Source organism: Roseburia sp. 1XD42-69, assembly GCF_003612565.1.
In the GTDB taxonomy this organism is placed as follows: Bacteria; Bacillota; Clostridia; order Lachnospirales; family Lachnospiraceae; genus Roseburia_B.
Window position 1 is genome coordinate 20,162 of sequence record NZ_RAZG01000020.1, and the last position, 15,369, is coordinate 35,530.

Sequence of the window (15,369 nt, forward strand, 5' to 3'; positions counted from 1 at the left end):
CCAGGTGTAAGATAGGACTATAAAAAGCAGGGAGGATATTCTTATGATTACAGTAACCGGGCTTTCCAAGTCCTACAATGGAAAAAAAGTGGTAGACGATCTGTCTTTTACCATGAAAGAAGGAAAACTGTTTGCACTTTTAGGCAGCAACGGGGCGGGGAAAAGCACCACCATAAAAATGATGCTTTCCCTTGTAAAAAAGGACGGGGGAAGGATTGAAATCCCGGAGGATGCCCTTTTGGGATACTCCCCGGAGACCCCTTATTTCCCGCCTTTTTTAACGGGGATGGAGGTGCTTTTATACTATGGGGTGCTGCAGAAAATTCCCAGGGAAAAGTTAAAAGTGGAATGTGGTACGCTATTACATCTGGTGGGCCTTTCGGAGGAAAAGACAAAGATAAAATTTTATTCCAAGGGAATGCTCCAGCGGCTGGCCCTTGCCCAGGCAATGCTTGGGAATCCTTCAATCCTCATTTTAGATGAGCCCTGTGCAGGGCTTGACGCCATGGGGCGGATTGAAATGATTGAGCTGATTATGAAGCTGAAAACTGCGGGTAAGACAATTTTAATGAATTCCCATATTTTAAGTGACATAGAAAAGGTCTGTGACGAAGGGATGATTATGCAGAAAGGAAAAGTGCTGCGAAGATTTACGAAAGAGGATTTAAGGGGTGGAGAAAGCCTTGAGACAATTTTTACAAAGACGATAAGCGGAGGGATAGAGAAATGAAAAGCAGTGTGGGAATTATCATGAAAACGGCGTTAAAAGAGCGTATGCGGAGAAAAGAGTTATATATTATTGTAATTCTTGCCATACTGCTGCTTTTACTGTGCAGCAGCGATGTGACAAGTATTACCATGAACGGGGAGGCGGTGACGGGATTTTCTAATATGTTTCTTTTGATGCATACCCTGGTTCATTTTGTGGGCTGCGTCCTGGCAGTGGTTTTAAGCCTTGGCACCATTCCAAAGGAGTATGAGAGGAAGAACAGCCATCTTGTGTGGGTGCGGAATATCAGCCAGGAAGCGTACCACGGAGGACTGACCCTTGCCAATGTGTGCGCAAGCCTTTCGGCTGCGGCTATTCTCTATTTGGCCCTGGGGGTCTATGCTGTGACCAAGGGCCATGGGGAAGTTTTGCTCCGTATGATTCCGGCGTTTTTGATATTATCCTTAAGCATTTCCTTCGTCAGCCTTTTTGTCAGTGTCATGAGTATTAAACTGCCTGTTATGGCAGCGGGAATTTTGGGGGTAATCGTTATGGTTTTCGGCGTGTTTCACGGAATGATAGGGCTGTTTAAAAATATGCTGGGAGGATTGGGAGGAAAATGCATGTCTTTTTTCCTTTTTCTTGTGCCGGATTTAAGCGGAATCCAGAATGCGGCCTGCCATTTTGCCACAGGAGAAAAAATGGAAGCCCATCTTATTTTTGTTTTACTTTTTTCACTGTGGGTTGTGTCATTGGGACTTTTTATTTTTCGGAAAAAAGAAGCGTAGGGGGTAAAGGATGAAATTATTTAAAATCGGATATGCATTGACAGGATTTCTATTGGCGGCATGTACTGCTTTCACAGGAAGCTACGGGCTTTCTAAGACAGACCGGGAAATTTACAGGAGGGCATTATCCCTGGAAAATGATATGGAAAAAATGGGGTTTTCTGAATTTTCCCTTGCGGATTACAAGGTGCGGTTTTACAATGGAAACTGTGATTATGTGGTGGAAGGGGAAAATATTTCAAAGGAAGATGCGGTATTGGATGTTTTTGCAGGGACTGTGTGGGAGGTAGAGGGGGAGTATCAAGTTTTGATTCCCACCTATGAAAAATTTTCTGCTCTCTTTGATATGTTAGGTGCGGCGGGTACGGTTTCCCAGGGTATGTCTGAAGGGACAATGGCATTTACAGAAGAATCTTACAGCGAAAATGCACATGTGGCTACAATCTGGCATGAAGCGTTCCATGCATGGCAGACAAACAGATGGCAGGATGAGATCGACGCTTTGATGAAGCGGGTGAATCTTTCCGCAGAGGACAACAGGGAAGATATTATTGTAAGGGAAGCAGATGAAAACCCTAAGGCGGCCGCCCTTTTTGAGGAAGAGATGGTACTTTTGGAAAAAGCTTATGAGGGGGAAGGGGAGGAGAAAAAAGAGTATATTTTAAAGGCGCTTTCCCTTGCAGAGAAGAGGAGGGAAATTCTGCCGGATTCCGCAAATGCCATGGAGTTTTACCTGGAAAATTTGGAGGGGAGCGCCAGGTATGTGGAAAGCCTTGCCTACCGCAGCCTTGAGGGGGATAAAGCCTGGGAAGAGCATTATATGGGAGAATTCAGCTACGAAAAGGGAAGCGGCAAATACTACCAGATGGGAATGTTAAAAGGGCTTCTCCTTGACCAGACAGGGGAGGGCTGGCAGGAAAAATTTTCTCTGGAGGAAGGGTTTGACGGAGCGTTGAAGGGCGTATGCCAGGAGGAGTGAGAAACCTATGAAGGATGGAAAATTTGTGATTTTAGCGGCGGATGATGAAGTGGAACTTTTAGACGCCCTGGAATTGTTTATGGGGAAAGAAAATATGGTTATGGTGAAGGCAGCCTCCGGTGTGGCTGCCCTTAACCTGTTTCAGGAGGAAAAGCCGGATATGGTTCTTTTGGATGTGATGATGCCGGGGATGGACGGCTTTTCTGTTTTAAGGAAAATCCGGGAAATCAGTAAAATTCCGGCCCTTATGATGACGGCCAGGACAGAGGATTATGACAAGATTTTGGGACTGGAACTGGGGGCGGACGACTACATAACAAAGCCTTATAACCCCTTAGAAGTTATGGCACGGATAAAGGCCCAGCTCAGGCGGTGCTACGATTACCAGGAGGAGAAAAAAGGGGAGGGTGAAATATTAAAAGCCTTTGGCTTAGAGTTAAATCTCAGGGAATGTTCCTTAAAAAAGCAGGGCAGGGAGATTGCCCTGACGAAAACGGAGTTTAAAATTTTAGAACTTCTTATGAAGTCCCCGGGAAGGATTTACACAAAACAGCAGATTTTTGAGTATTCCTGGGAGGAACCCTTTATGGGGGATGAGGGAACGGTTATGGTGCATATCAGCAATCTGCGGAATAAAATAGAGGATGAGCCGAAAAAACCGGAGATGATTCGGACGGTAAAGGGGCTTGGCTATCGGTTTGAAAAGGAGCAGCTATGAGAGGGGAGAGCGGAAGGGAGAACTATAAGGGAAGTATTTTTGGAAAACTCATTGGAAGCTATGTGGCATTTACCCTGATTGCAATTATAATTACATTGGCCAGTCTGTTTTTGTTTCTAACATTTTCAGACGGCGGCATTATTTTTCAAAATTTTCCGGGGCTTAACTTAAAAGAGGACGGCAGCATAGAGCATTTGGAGGAAATTTCAAATTTGGGGGGCTGGGTGGAGGTGTTGGATAAAGACTTTCAGGTGACAAAAGTTTACGGGGAGAAACAGACAAAAAGTAAGTCCTATACGCCGGAAGAATTGATTTCTATAACGGCTTTTTCAGAGGACGGACAGACAAAGAATTTTGGCAGGGACGCTCTTGTCACAGTCCATAACACGGCGCAGAATAAGGGGGAGACGAATTACCATATGTTTTGGCAGAAAAGGGAAGGGGGATACTATCTGATTTTTTATCCCCGGGATGCCTTTAGCATTGTCTATAATATGAATGTAGACAGGGCGGTTGTCTCAAATGTAACGGGAGGGCAGCTTCTTGCGGTGTTTTTCCTTTTGGTTTTGGACGTGTTTGGGGTGAGTTTTTATATTTCCCGGAAAATCAAACGCCCCCTGGACAGTTTGATTTTGGGGATGAAGAGGGTGGAATCCGGGGAAGAGCAGGTGGAGCTTTCCATGCACACGGAGCGGGAGTTTGTGGAAATCGGGGAGGCTTTTAACCGTATGACAGAGCAGCTTCATATGCAGAAAGCAGAGAATGAAAAAATGGGAAAAAGCCGCCAGAAAATGCTTTTGGAGTTGTCCCACGATATTAAAACCCCGGTTTCCACCATAAAGTCCTGCGCCTGTGCCTTAGAGGAGGGGATGGTGCCAAAAGAGGAATTATCCCGGTATTACCACACCATTGCACTTAAGGCGGAACGGGTGAATACCCTGTCGGAGGACCTTTTTACCATGCTGAAAATGGAGAGCGCCGATTACCAGCCAAAACTGAAAATCTTAAATCTGGCGGAGCTTACCCGGCGCATCTGCGGGGAATATTACGGGGAGATTGCAGAGGCGGGGTTTGATTTTGAAATCGAAATTCCAAAGGAGCCTGTGAATGTTTTGGGGGATGAAATACTTCTTGCCAGGGTGATTGGAAATCTTCTCACCAATGCAAAAAGATATAACGAAAAGGGAAAGGAAATTAAGATTACACTTATGGAAGGGGAGGGGGTGACCCTTAAAGTTGAGGATGACGGGGAGGAGATTGCAAGGGATGTGCAGGATACCATGTTCCATGCTTTTGTTAGGGGGGAGCGGGACAGAAACTCCAGGGGCGGCACCGGCCTTGGCCTTGCTATAGCAAAGGCGGTGATGGAGAAGCATAATGGAGGGATTGTTTACAGGAGAAAGGGGGGGAGGAATGTGTTTGAGCTGTATCTTTTGTCGATAAATTAAACTAATTCCTAATCTCCCTTCTTGACTTTCCGGCAGAAAACTGTCAGAATTCCAATATATCACAAATTAGAATCAGGAGAACGATATGGAAAAAATGGTGTCCGTAGCTGCCATCCAGATGCAGTGCAGCGCAGATATAGAACAAAATTTAAAAAAGGCGGAACAAATGATACGGGATGCTGCGGGGAAAGGTGCCCAGATCATTCTTCTCCCGGAACTTTTTGAGCGGGAATATTTCTGTCAGCAGAGGCAGTATGAATTTTATGAATATGCCAGGCCAGCTAAGGAGCACCCGGCGGTGCTGCTGGGGATAAGGCTTGCCGCGGAACTGTCTGTGGTGCTTCCGGTGAGTTTTTTTGAGCGCCAGGGGAATACCTGTTACAATTCTCTGGCATGTATTGACGGGGACGGGAAAGTTCTTGGAATTTACAGGAAGACCCATATCCCCGACGACCATTACTATCAGGAAAAATTTTATTTTACCCCGGGGCACACAGGATTTCAGGTTTTTGATACAATGTATGGGAAAATCGGGGCGGGCATCTGCTGGGACCAGTGGTTTCCCGAGACGGCGAGATGCCTGGCGCTAAAAGGTGCGGAGCTATTGTTTTTTCCCACTGCCATCGGCTCGGAGCCGGTGCTTGGCTGTGATAGTATGCCCCACTGGCGGAGGGTGATGCAGGGCCATGCAGGGGCAAACCTTATGCCTGTGATTGCGGCAAACCGCATAGGAACAGAAGCGGTTTCCCCCTGTGAGGAAAACGGGGGGCAGGAATCCGCTTTGACGTTTTACGGTTCCTCTTTTATGACGGATGAGACCGGGGCGCTTGTGAAGGATGCCTCACGGGATAAGGAGGAGATTCTTCTTTATACTTATGACCTTAAGGAGATAGAAAAAAATCGGCTCTCCTGGGGGCTGTTTCGTGACAGAAGGCCGGAACTGTATGGAAAGATAGGGGAAGTGTAGATTTACAGGGAGAATCCTTGTGTTTTTTCCACAAAAAAGGTAAAATAAGAAAAATAGTTAGAGACGCAGGAGGAAAAGTATGGGACTTATTAAGGCAATTTCCGGAGCAATCCGGGGGGTGGCAGCAGACCAGTGGAAGGAGTATTTTTATTGCGATTCCATGGATGCAAATGTTTTGGTGACAAAGGGGATAAAGCGCGCTTCCGGAAAATTTGGCAGTGGAAATAAAGGAAATGACAACCTTATTACCAATGGCTCCGTAGTGGCGGTAAATGAAGGCCAGTGTATGATTATTGTAGACCAGGGCAAGGTGGTAGAAATCTGTGCGGAGGCAGGGGACTTTCTCTATGATACCTCCACGGAGCCCAGTCTTTTGTTTGGTGATTTAGGGGATAATATCGGGAAGACCTTCGCCGCCATCGGCAGGCGTTTTACCTTTGCCGGGGATACGGGAAAAGACCAGAGGGTTTACTTTTTCAACACAAAGGAAATACTGGGAAATAAATATGGAACTGCAAACCCGGTGCCTTTCCGGGTAGTGGATGCCAATATCGGGCTGGATGTGGATATTTCCGTGCGCTGCAACGGGGAATATTCCTACCGGATTGTAGACCCTATTTTGTTTTATACCAATGTCTGCGGCAACGTGACAGAGGAGTACACAAGGGACAAAATTGACAGCCAGTTAAAATCCGAGCTGATGACGGCTCTTCAGCCGGCTTTTGCACAGATTTCCGCTATGGGAATCCGCTACAGTGCGGTGCCTGCCCATACCATGGAGGTGGCGGATGCATTAAATGAAGTGCTCACGGAAAAATGGCAGCAGCTTCGGGGAATCCGCATTGTCTCCTTTGGGGTAAACACCATAAAGGCTTCCGAGGAAGACGAGGCTATGATTAAGGAACTGCAGAAAACCGCAGTGCTCAGAAATCCCAATATGGCTGCGGCTACTTTGGTGGGAGCTCAGGCTGAAGCTATGAAATCGGCGGCTTCCAATACCGCAACAGGTCCCATGATGGCTTTTGCGGGAATGAATATGGCAAATAATGCAGGAGGCTTTCAGGCAGGGGAACTGTTTCAGATGGGGGCACAGAGGAACAGTCAGCCGGGGAATAGCCAGGTTCAACAGGGAAACCCGTCGGGACAGGAGAGCCAGAGGGCGAAAGAAGGAGAAAAAGCCGGGGGAAATACCTGGACCTGCCAGTGCGGGAAGGTAAACACTGGAAAATTCTGTGTGGAGTGCGGCAGTAAAAAGCCTGTGGAAGAGGGATGGACTTGCAGCTGCGGAACAGTAAATAAGGGGAAATTCTGTATGGAGTGCGGGAAAAAGAAACCGGAGGGAGCCCCGTTATATAAATGCGACAAGTGCGGATGGGAGCCTGAGGATCCCTATCATCCACCGAAATTCTGCCCGGAGTGCGGGGATATCTTTGATGAAAATGATGTGACACCTGCCAGGTAATGGGAGAAAAGAATGAAGTATGGATGGATTCTTGCACTGGTGTTTCTCGCATTGCTTTTTTCAGCTGCGGCAGCACTAGTGCTTTTTGTAAAACGAAAGACAAGGGAGATTTCCAGAACATTATGGGGAAAGGATACCTTAGCGGAGGGTGTCGCCCAGATGAAAAAGGAGTACGCCTCCACTCCAAAGTCCGTATCTGCCATGACAAGTCTGCTTTTGCCGGGCATTACGGAAGATTTCCCGGATTTTGAATATCACGAGATGCGGGAGAGGGCGGAAAATATTCTGGTTTCCTACCTCCGGGCCGTGTCAGAGCAAAATATCAGCCGGATTACTGACGGGACCAGGGAGTTAAAGGACCAGGCAGAGAATGAGATTTCTATGGCGAAAGCCCAGGGGAAAAGGGAGGTTTTTGACCGGATAAAAATTCACCGCACGGAAATTTCCCAGTATAAAAAGTCAGCGGGAAGGTGCATCATAACCTTTCAGTCTGCCCTGGAATGTTTTCACTACATAGAAGATACAAAAGGGCAGATTTCTGAGGGAAGCAAAGAGTATAAGTATCAGACCAGATACAATGTGGATATGGCGTATATTCAGGATCGGAATCTGGTGGAGGACGAGAGGGATCACGCTTTGGGGGTAAACTGTCCAAATTGCGGGGCGCCTGTGTCTTCTCTTGGTGCAAAAGTATGTGAATACTGCGATACGCCTCTGATAGAGATAAATATCCACGCTTGGTCTTTTGTAAATGTAAGTCAGGCGATGTAGATAAGGAGAGTAAATATGGAACAGTCAAAAGTATATTTTACCAGTTTTAAAGCAACGGAGCATGAAAATCTTTTGCAGAAACTCCACCGTTTGATGAAGACGGCAGGGTTTGAATCCATTGATTTTTCAGACAAATATGCGGCCATTAAAATTCATTTTGGGGAGTACGGCAATCTGGCTTTTTTACGTCCCAATTATGCCAGGGTGGTGGCGGATTATGTAAAAGAACTGGGGGGAAAGCCTTTTTTAACCGACTGTAATACCCTGTATGTGGGGAGCAGGAAAAATGCCTTAGACCACTTGGAAACAGCCTATATCAACGGATTTTCTCCTTATCAGACAGGATGCCATGTGATTATCGCAGACGGGTTAAAAGGCACGGACGAGACCCTTGTTCCCATTCACGGGGAATATGTGAAGGAGGCAAAAATCGGCCATGCCATTATGGATGCGGACGTGTTTATCAGTTTAACCCACTTTAAGGGCCATGAGATGGCCGGGTTTGGGGGAACTTTAAAAAATATTGGTATGGGCTGCGGTTCCCGGGCGGGGAAGATGGAGCAGCACTGTGACGGCAAGCCCAGCGTAGACCAGTCAGGCTGTATCGGCTGCAAAGCCTGCAGCAGAATCTGCGCCCACGGCGCCCCAGTTTTCAAAGATGGAAAGGCAAGTATTGACCATGACAAATGTGTGGGCTGCGGACGATGTCTGGCAGTATGTCCCAAAGATGTGATTGCGGCAGATTTTACGGATTCCATAGCCGTGTTAAATTACAAGATGGCGGAATATTCCCTGGCTGTGTGCAAAGACAGGCCGTGTTTCCACGTTTCCTTAATCTGTGACGTTTCACCAAACTGTGACTGCCACGCAGAGAATGACATACCTATTATTCCCAATGTAGGTATGCTGGCATCCTTTGACCCGGTGGCTCTTGATGTGGCCTGTGCCGATTTGTGCAACCAGATGGCTCCGGTGGAGGACAGTATTTTGGGAGAGAATTTAAAGGAGATGGGAAATGAAGAGCATCATGACCACTTCTTTATGACCCACCCGGATACGGAGTGGAAATCCTGCATCAGCCATGCTGAAAAAATCGGATTGGGCACAAAGGAATATGAATTAATTCGGATTTAAATCTAAGGAAACGCTTTCATCAGCGTTTCCTTAAATAAAAGGAATGACAGAAAGAGGAAATAAGAAAAATGGAATATTGGGATATCTATGATGCAGAGAAGAAAAAGACAGGGAAAAAGATGAAACGCAACGACTGGTGTTTGAAGGATGACGAGTATCATCTTACCGTCCTTGGGGTGATTGCCAGAAAGGACGGAAAGTTTCTAATTACAAAACGGGTAATGACAAAAGCCTGGGCGCCGGGGTGGTGGGAAGTTTCCGGCGGAGCCGCCATGGCAGGGGAAGAGTCAGAGGAGGCTGTGCTTCGTGAGATAAAAGAGGAGACAGGTCTTGATGCGTCCGGTTTTGAGGGGGGATACCTTTTCAGTTATAAACGGGAAAATCCCGGTGAGGGGGATAATTACTTTGTGGATATTTACCGTTTTGTGGGAGATTTTAGCGAGAAGGATTTGAAGCTCCAGGAGGCGGAGACAGACGGGTATATGTTTGCCACAGCCCAGGAGATTAAGGAGCTGGGAAATCAGGGGATTTTTCTCCACTATGACAGTATAAAAGAAGCATTTGAATTATAAAAAGAGGCATTTTATGGAGAAGCAGAAAAATATGGAAACGGGCAATCCTTTAGGAGAATTGTCTATTCCCAAATTATTGTTAAAATTTACAGTGCCAAGCATTATTGCTATGCTCACCAGTGCACTTTACAATATTGTGGATCAGTTTTTTATTGGAAATAGTGTGGGGGAGCTGGGAAATGCGGCAACCAATATTGCCTTCCCTTTAACCACCTGCTGTCTGTCCATAGCCCTGCTGTTTGGTATCGGCGGGGCTTCCGCTTTTAACCTGGCAAAGGGAAGGGAGGAGGAGGATGCGGTTTATTACATGGGAAACGCCCTAATGGGCATGGTGTCCCTGGGCTGTATCCTCCTGATTTTTACCCAGCTTTTCCTTTCCCCCATGCTGGTGTTTTTTGGCACTCCGGACAGCGTGATGGAGTATGCAAAATCCTATGTGAGGATAACTTCCTTGGGATTTCCCATGATGATTCTTGCCACCGGGGGCGGCCATTTAATCCGGGCGGACGGAAGCCCTAATTTTACCATGATTTTAAATCTTACCGGGGCGGTTATCAATACAATTTTAGACGCCCTCTTTGTCTTTGGTTTTCACTGGGGCATGGAGGGGGCTGCAGCTGCCACCATTATCGGCCAGTACATTTCCGGTGTTATGGCAATGGGTTATCTCTCTAACTGCAAAAGCGTTACCCTTGTGAGGGAACACTTTCATATTGAAAAAAAGTATATTGCCACAGTGATGTCTCTGGGGGCGGCGCCCTGCAGCAATCAGCTTGCCATGATGGTGGTGCAGCTTGTGATGAATAAATCCCTAACTTACTATGGCGCCCTTTCCCGGTTTGGACAGGAAATTCCACTGGCCTGTGCCGGGATTATAGCAAAGGTAAATCAGGTTTATTTTTCTTTTGTCATCGGCATGTCCCAGGGAATGCAGCCCATTGCCAGTTTTAATTATGGGGCAAAGAAATATCACAGGGTGAAGAAGGTGTATCTCATGTCCATATTCTGCGGCTTTGCCGTGTCCCTTACAGCCTTTTTGATATTTCAGGTATTTCCCCATGCCATTATCGGGCTGTTTGGGGATGGATCCGGGGAGTATGTTTCCTTTGCAGTAAGTTATTTCCGCATATTTTTGTTTTTTACCTTTGTAAATTTCATGCAGCCCATCAGTTCCAATTTCTTTACCGCCATTGGAAAGCCCAAAAAGGGTATGTTTTTGTCCCTTACCAGGCAGATATTGTTTTTGCTGCCCCTTATTGTAATATTGCCTCTGATTATGGGAATCGACGGGATTTTGTATGCAGGGCCTGCGGCGGATATTACGGCGGCAGTGGTTTCCGGAGTGATGATTGGACGTGAGATTTATGGCAGAGGGGTGTTTCGGGAAAGTATGGGAAAATGATTGCTGTAATATAAAAATGGGAAACCCCTTTGAGGAACTACTTAGATTTAGGCACAGCCAGATGCAGGAACATTTCGGCTGTGCCGTCTTTTATGCGTAGGCTCTCATACGGAAATTTACCGATGATGCGGTATGTGGGGAGCTTGGGGTTTGTTCAAATAGTTTTTGGGTGTGGGGAGGAAAAACAATTTGATTGTGGTTTTGATAGGCGTATGCTATACTTAGCACGATAGGTGTATGAATGGGTATTTGGAGGATGAAAGCGCAAAAGAATTGAAAGAGGAAATAAGGAAAACATGCCATTATGTGATAGAACCGGAGCGGACATATAAGTATTTTGCAGATGCGGCAAGAATTTACAGATATTGACCTGTCTTATGAATACCTAATAGGCCAGTTTTCGTCTGAGACAGGCAAGAAAGCCGGGGAGTTTTATACGCCCCAGGCGGTGTCAAAGATTTTAACCAAAATAGTGATTGCAGAGCGGGAGGGCAAGCGGGGGCTGTCGGTATATGATCCCTGTATGAGTTCCGGATCACTATTTTTAAATGCAAAAAATTATGCGGCTGAACCGAATTATATTCAATACTATGGACAGGAGCTTATGACTCCCACATATAATCTTGCAAGGTTGAATATGTTTTTGCACGGGATTGTATCGGAAAACCCAAAACTCCGTAATAGTGATACCCTGCACCAACATAAGTTGGAAAAGTTATAAAATTTGACATATGCGCTAAAATATATTTACATAAAAAGGATATGAAAAATATGATATTATACCATGGAAGTAATATTGAGGTAAAGCATCCTCAAATCATTAGGTCCAGGAAGTTATTGGACTTTGGGGCGGGATTTTACCTTACAAGTGATTATGGGCAGGCAAAGAAATGGGCTGTTAGAACTACGGGCAGGCGTGGAGAAGGCCGTCCTGCAATTTCTGTTTATAATGTTGAAGATGAGGAGTTAAAAAAATTATCTGTTTTGAAATTTGAAAGACCCGATAAAGAATGGCTTAGATATATTTCTGTATATAGAATGGATAAATCAGCAAATGACAAGTATGATGTTGTTATTGGACCGGTGGCCAACGATCAAGCAATTCGTACCGTAAACGATTTTCTAAAAGGTAGATTTACAGAAGATATAGCCATTCAATTATTGTTGCCTCAAAATTTAAAAGACCAATATGCATTTAAGACGGAAAACGCTATTTTGATTTTAGGATTAGTAGAGGTAAAATATTTATGAAACGACTTGAACCGGAAATAATTGATTATTATAATACGGAAGTTTTAAAAATGATTTCAGAAAAATATGGAATAACTCCTATGGATGCGCTCCGGGCATTTGTATGTTCTAAAACACATAGAATGTTGGAAAATGCAGAGCTTGGAATGACAGATTTTGGTGCAGGGGCTTTATTTGAAATTTGGGAATGTGAAAAAATTACCGGTGATCCAAGAAATTCTATATATATTAGGGGGGAATAGGTTGAATAAAGAAATGGAGTTTTTTTCATACTTGTTGGAGTATTATGCTGAATACAAAAAAAAGACTACTGGGGAAGTATTAATGGAATGGGACAGCCATAATATTACACAAAAAATCTATGACAGCTACTGGGAATATCATACGGAACGAATTGAAAACGCATTTGAAGATATTAATAGTTTAATTGCTACTGGAAAACACGCATGGTAATATTGTGTTTGAAAAACCAGAAATTCGTGAAAATCTTTGTGCATTAGATTTTAGAGCAGGATTCTATTTAACTTCCAGCAGAAAATAGGATATAAGATGGGTGAGAACAGTAACCGGAAGGAGACGAAAAGGCAATCCGGTATGAATCGTTTATGAATTGAAAGAGGAACTGATGTAAGAAAATATATTTCCCTATTCCTTGCTGAAATAAAAAATGCCCAGTTCCGGAATCGAACCAGAGACACGAGGATTTTCAGTCCTCTGCTCTACCAACTGAGCTAACTGGGCATTTGTACAACAAAAATATTATTACATAAACACACCGGGCTTGTCAAGAAAATAATCACATGAAGAGGAAAAAATATGCTGAAGGAATCAGAATGGATTACGGTAAACAACATTTTGCTGGAACTGTACACAGTGCGGCACATTGACGTCCTTGCCGCCAAAATCATGAAAATTATACGGATGATGATACCCTACACAAAGGGATGGTTTCTGGTTTTGGACGGGGAAGAAAAAATTGACCGGGAGAAATCCTACTTCACCGGTTTTGACGATTTGGCCAGGGAAAATTATATAAAAACCTACTACGAAAAAGACTATTTGGGGTACTTGTATGAGATTACCCCGGAAACCTCCGTTTACCGGGACACGGATATTTTAGACGAAGAGATGCGGCGGGAGACCTGTTTTTACAGAGACTATTTAAAACCTCAGGAGGTAATCTACGGCTGCGGCGTCATGATGGTGCGGGATACAAAAATTACTGCACTGTTTAATCTTTTCCGGGACAAAAATATGGGGGATTTTACCGACAGGGAACTGTATATCCTGAATCTTTTAAAAAAGCATTTGGAAAACATGGTGTGCAGCATTGCGCCAAAAAGAGAAAGGGAGAACGAAGATGCGGGGGAGAAAAACATCCGCAGGTTTTGTGAGACATACCGGCTTACGGAGCGGGAAGAGGAGGTGCTTTCTCTGTTAAATAAGGGGTATTCCAACCAGGAGATAGCCAGCGAGCTGGTAATTTCCCTGTCAACGGTAAAAAAACATATGTACCATATCTTTCAGAAAACGGAAGTTTCCGGCAGGGTGCAGCTTTTAGCCCTGCTTTCGGCGTAGCCAGTACAACGAATACTAAGTTGTATCAGATATAGAACCAAAGTAGTATAAAATGGCGGAAAAAGTATCCTTTTGGACAATTACAGGAAAAAGTTTTTCCGTATATAATAAGCCTTGTTAAAAGCAAAGGGGCTTTTACCACACAGGAATGTGAGGTAAAGGCCTCTTTTTCTATTGAAAAAAGAAAGGCAAGGTGGTTTTTATGCAGAAAATATTTACAAAGGAATTCAGGCCGGGGGAGAAATGGTCTTCCGTGATAGGAAAGAATAAATACATTCATTTCAAGGCCCTGGGGGACAATGCAAATGTGTCTGTGCTTTTATACAACGCAAAAGACACATCTGAGAGGTACAATATGCCGGATACCTTAAAGGCCCAGTATACCGCCCATCTCACAAAGGGAAATGTATTGATGAGCGATAACGGCAGGGTGCTTGCAAGCATTGTGGAGGACAGCCTTGGCTGGCACGATTCCATTACAGGGCATACAACCAGGAAGATGACAGATGAGAAATACGGGAAAACTTCCTATCAGGCCCAGGGAAATGATTATTACCGCTGCGGGGAGGAAAATTTTAAAGTGGAGCTGGTGCGGAACAATATGGGCAAAAGGGATCTGGTTCCCTGCGTCAACCTTTTTGCAAAGGTGTACGTGGAGGAAGACGGAAGTATGCACTATGTGACAGACCACTGTAAAAAGGGGGCAACCGTGACCCTGAGGACGGAGATGGACTGCATGATCGTGATATCCAACACGCCGAATCCTTTAGACCCCTCAGAAAAATATCCATCCGTACCGGTTACCCTGGAAGTTTACAATGCCCCCAGGACAGATTTGACGGACGAGTGTGTAAACTACCGGGAGGAAAATTACAGGGCGTTTGAAAACACATGGGATTATTTAAATCTCATGGGAGAATAGGATGAGGAGGACATAGATATGTATGGATTTGTGGAAAAAGACAGTGAACTGAAAATAGAGGACGCGGTATATGACGAAGTGTTAGAGGCTGGCCTTGGCTGGATGCACGAATTAAAAGAAGGCCAGAGTTTTCGGATTTTGGATTTAAAAGGCAATCAGGCGGTGGACACCACATTTTACGATTTAAACAACCCACAGGACCATTACGGAGCAGTGCAGACCGTTGTAGCCCAGAAAAATATTTACCTCACCACCGGAAGCATCCTTCGGGGGGAATCGGGAAAACCTTTCCTGGAAATTACCGCAGATAAGACGGGCAGGCATGACACCTTAGGGGGTGCATGTTCCTCCCAGAGCAATACGGTGCGCTATGCCAGGGAAAAAAGATATATGCACAACTGCCGGGACAGCTTCATGCTGCAGCTTGCAGACTGCGGCCTTGACATAAAGAAGCGGGATTTAGCTCCAAACATCAATTTTTTTATGAATGTGCCCATCACCCCGGAGGGGGGCTATAAGTTTGACGACGGGGTTTCCGCCCCAGGAAAATACGTGGAGATGAAGGCCCTTACGGACGTGATGGTTTTAATCAGCAACTGCCCCCAGCTAAATAATCCCTGCAACGCCTACAACCCCACCCCGGTAAGGCTTCTTATCTGGGATTAGCA

19 protein-coding genes and 1 tRNA gene are annotated in these 15,369 nt (G+C 45.2%); 19 read left to right on the forward strand and 1 reads right to left on the reverse strand.

Features of this window, described 5'->3' with window-relative positions; all coding sequences use genetic code 11:
- The first annotated feature begins 43 nt into the window (after positions 1–43).
- The 16 genes from D7Y06_RS11630 to D7Y06_RS11700 all read left to right on the forward strand — a co-directional run bounded on the left by D7Y06_RS11630 (position 44) and on the right by D7Y06_RS11700 (position 12,654).
- A complete protein-coding gene (locus D7Y06_RS11630; RefSeq protein ID WP_120407969.1) occupies positions 44–730 on the forward strand; it encodes an ABC transporter ATP-binding protein in 687 nt (228 codons plus the stop codon).
- Positions 727–1,497, forward strand: a complete 771-nt coding sequence (locus D7Y06_RS11635) for a hypothetical protein (protein ID WP_120407970.1) — start codon at positions 727–729, stop codon at positions 1,495–1,497. Before D7Y06_RS11630 ends, D7Y06_RS11635 begins: the two co-directional genes overlap by 4 nt.
- A gap of 10 nt (positions 1,498–1,507) precedes the next feature.
- Positions 1,508–2,476 (forward strand): hypothetical protein, encoded by a 969-nt coding sequence (locus D7Y06_RS11640; protein ID WP_120407971.1) that lies wholly within the window; start codon positions 1,508–1,510, stop codon positions 2,474–2,476.
- A 7-nt stretch (positions 2,477–2,483) separates the two neighbouring features.
- Positions 2,484–3,194, forward strand: coding sequence for a response regulator transcription factor (locus D7Y06_RS11645; RefSeq protein ID WP_120407972.1), 711 nt, complete (start codon positions 2,484–2,486; stop codon positions 3,192–3,194).
- Positions 3,191–4,642 carry a HAMP domain-containing sensor histidine kinase gene (locus D7Y06_RS11650; RefSeq protein WP_120407973.1) on the forward strand — a complete coding sequence of 484 codons (1,452 nt, stop codon included), beginning with the start codon at positions 3,191–3,193 and terminating at the stop codon, positions 4,640–4,642. The genes D7Y06_RS11645 and D7Y06_RS11650 overlap by 4 nt, the downstream gene beginning before the upstream one ends.
- A gap of 85 nt (positions 4,643–4,727) precedes the next feature.
- Positions 4,728–5,609: an N-carbamoylputrescine amidase gene (gene aguB / locus D7Y06_RS11655; RefSeq protein WP_120407974.1), complete on the forward strand. Its 882-nt coding sequence runs from the start codon at positions 4,728–4,730 to the stop codon at positions 5,607–5,609.
- Positions 5,610–5,688: 79 nt separating this feature from the next.
- Complete coding sequence (locus tag D7Y06_RS11660) at positions 5,689–7,071, forward strand: SPFH domain-containing protein (RefSeq protein WP_120407975.1); 1,383 nt, start codon at positions 5,689–5,691, stop codon at positions 7,069–7,071.
- A 12-nt stretch (positions 7,072–7,083) separates the two neighbouring features.
- Complete coding sequence (locus D7Y06_RS11665) at positions 7,084–7,842, forward strand: zinc ribbon domain-containing protein (protein ID WP_120407976.1); 759 nt, start codon at positions 7,084–7,086, stop codon at positions 7,840–7,842.
- A 15-nt stretch (positions 7,843–7,857) separates the two neighbouring features.
- The gene (locus D7Y06_RS11670; RefSeq protein WP_120407977.1) at positions 7,858–8,976 is read left to right on the forward strand and encodes a DUF362 domain-containing protein; all 1,119 of its coding nucleotides are present in this window, start codon (positions 7,858–7,860) and stop codon (positions 8,974–8,976) included.
- A 68-nt stretch (positions 8,977–9,044) separates the two neighbouring features.
- The gene (locus D7Y06_RS11675) at positions 9,045–9,548 is read left to right on the forward strand and encodes an NUDIX hydrolase (protein ID WP_120407978.1); all 504 of its coding nucleotides are present in this window, start codon (positions 9,045–9,047) and stop codon (positions 9,546–9,548) included.
- Between the two features lie 13 nt (positions 9,549–9,561).
- Complete coding sequence (locus D7Y06_RS11680; RefSeq protein ID WP_120407979.1) at positions 9,562–10,950, forward strand: MATE family efflux transporter; 1,389 nt, start codon at positions 9,562–9,564, stop codon at positions 10,948–10,950.
- A 237-nt stretch (positions 10,951–11,187) separates the two neighbouring features.
- A complete protein-coding gene (locus D7Y06_RS27935) occupies positions 11,188–11,319 on the forward strand; it encodes a hypothetical protein (protein WP_330566434.1) in 132 nt (43 codons plus the stop codon).
- Positions 11,294–11,671 (forward strand): HsdM family class I SAM-dependent methyltransferase, encoded by a 378-nt coding sequence (locus D7Y06_RS11685; RefSeq protein ID WP_330566435.1) that lies wholly within the window; start codon positions 11,294–11,296, stop codon positions 11,669–11,671. The genes D7Y06_RS27935 and D7Y06_RS11685 overlap by 26 nt, the downstream gene beginning before the upstream one ends.
- Positions 11,672–11,721: 50 nt before the next feature.
- Complete coding sequence (locus D7Y06_RS11690) at positions 11,722–12,201, forward strand: DUF3990 domain-containing protein (protein WP_120407980.1); 480 nt, start codon at positions 11,722–11,724, stop codon at positions 12,199–12,201.
- On the forward strand, positions 12,198–12,443 hold the full coding sequence (locus D7Y06_RS11695; RefSeq protein ID WP_120407981.1) for a hypothetical protein: 246 nt from the start codon (positions 12,198–12,200) through the stop codon (positions 12,441–12,443). The genes D7Y06_RS11690 and D7Y06_RS11695 overlap by 4 nt, the downstream gene beginning before the upstream one ends.
- Before the next feature lies 1 nt (position 12,444).
- Entirely contained in the window at positions 12,445–12,654 is a 210-nt protein-coding gene (locus D7Y06_RS11700; protein WP_120407982.1) for a DUF3791 domain-containing protein, read from the forward strand.
- Between the two features lie 215 nt (positions 12,655–12,869).
- Here the strand turns inward: D7Y06_RS11700 and D7Y06_RS11705 are convergent.
- A tRNA-Phe gene (locus tag D7Y06_RS11705) sits at positions 12,870–12,942 on the reverse strand.
- 75 nt (positions 12,943–13,017) lie between these two features.
- Here D7Y06_RS11705 and D7Y06_RS11710 point away from each other — a divergent pair.
- The 3 genes from D7Y06_RS11710 (at position 13,018) to D7Y06_RS11720 (ending at position 15,367) form a co-directional block, all read left to right on the forward strand.
- Positions 13,018–13,779, forward strand: a complete 762-nt coding sequence (locus tag D7Y06_RS11710) for a helix-turn-helix transcriptional regulator (RefSeq protein WP_120407983.1) — start codon at positions 13,018–13,020, stop codon at positions 13,777–13,779.
- A 202-nt stretch (positions 13,780–13,981) separates the two neighbouring features.
- The gene (locus D7Y06_RS11715) at positions 13,982–14,701 is read left to right on the forward strand and encodes an urea amidolyase associated protein UAAP1 (RefSeq protein WP_120407984.1); all 720 of its coding nucleotides are present in this window, start codon (positions 13,982–13,984) and stop codon (positions 14,699–14,701) included.
- Between the two features lie 18 nt (positions 14,702–14,719).
- Positions 14,720–15,367 (forward strand): urea amidolyase associated protein UAAP2, encoded by a 648-nt coding sequence (locus D7Y06_RS11720; protein WP_120407985.1) that lies wholly within the window; start codon positions 14,720–14,722, stop codon positions 15,365–15,367.
- Positions 15,368–15,369: the final 2 nt, after the last annotated feature.

Bases quoted from the DNA above. Each gene is read 5' to 3' on its own strand.
- D7Y06_RS11630 (WP_120407969.1), top strand. From the start codon at position 44: ATGATTACAGTAACCGGGCTTTCCAAGTCCTACAATGGAAAAAAAGTG.
- D7Y06_RS11635 (WP_120407970.1), top strand. From the start codon at position 727: ATGAAAAGCAGTGTGGGAATTATCATGAAAACGGCGTTAAAAGAGCGT.
- D7Y06_RS11640 (WP_120407971.1), top strand. From the start codon at position 1,508: ATGAAATTATTTAAAATCGGATATGCATTGACAGGATTTCTATTGGCG.
- D7Y06_RS11645 (WP_120407972.1), top strand. From the start codon at position 2,484: ATGAAGGATGGAAAATTTGTGATTTTAGCGGCGGATGATGAAGTGGAA.
- D7Y06_RS11650 (WP_120407973.1), top strand. From the start codon at position 3,191: ATGAGAGGGGAGAGCGGAAGGGAGAACTATAAGGGAAGTATTTTTGGA.
- aguB (WP_120407974.1), top strand. From the start codon at position 4,728: ATGGAAAAAATGGTGTCCGTAGCTGCCATCCAGATGCAGTGCAGCGCA.
- D7Y06_RS11660 (WP_120407975.1), top strand. From the start codon at position 5,689: ATGGGACTTATTAAGGCAATTTCCGGAGCAATCCGGGGGGTGGCAGCA.
- D7Y06_RS11665 (WP_120407976.1), top strand. From the start codon at position 7,084: ATGAAGTATGGATGGATTCTTGCACTGGTGTTTCTCGCATTGCTTTTT.
- D7Y06_RS11670 (WP_120407977.1), top strand. From the start codon at position 7,858: ATGGAACAGTCAAAAGTATATTTTACCAGTTTTAAAGCAACGGAGCAT.
- D7Y06_RS11675 (WP_120407978.1), top strand. From the start codon at position 9,045: ATGGAATATTGGGATATCTATGATGCAGAGAAGAAAAAGACAGGGAAA.
- D7Y06_RS11680 (WP_120407979.1), top strand. From the start codon at position 9,562: ATGGAGAAGCAGAAAAATATGGAAACGGGCAATCCTTTAGGAGAATTG.
- D7Y06_RS27935 (WP_330566434.1), top strand. From the start codon at position 11,188: ATGAATGGGTATTTGGAGGATGAAAGCGCAAAAGAATTGAAAGAGGAA.
- D7Y06_RS11685 (WP_330566435.1), top strand. From the start codon at position 11,294: ATGCGGCAAGAATTTACAGATATTGACCTGTCTTATGAATACCTAATA.
- D7Y06_RS11690 (WP_120407980.1), top strand. From the start codon at position 11,722: ATGATATTATACCATGGAAGTAATATTGAGGTAAAGCATCCTCAAATC.
- D7Y06_RS11695 (WP_120407981.1), top strand. From the start codon at position 12,198: ATGAAACGACTTGAACCGGAAATAATTGATTATTATAATACGGAAGTT.
- D7Y06_RS11710 (WP_120407983.1), top strand. From the start codon at position 13,018: ATGCTGAAGGAATCAGAATGGATTACGGTAAACAACATTTTGCTGGAA.
- D7Y06_RS11715 (WP_120407984.1), top strand. From the start codon at position 13,982: ATGCAGAAAATATTTACAAAGGAATTCAGGCCGGGGGAGAAATGGTCT.
- D7Y06_RS11720 (WP_120407985.1), top strand. From the start codon at position 14,720: ATGTATGGATTTGTGGAAAAAGACAGTGAACTGAAAATAGAGGACGCG.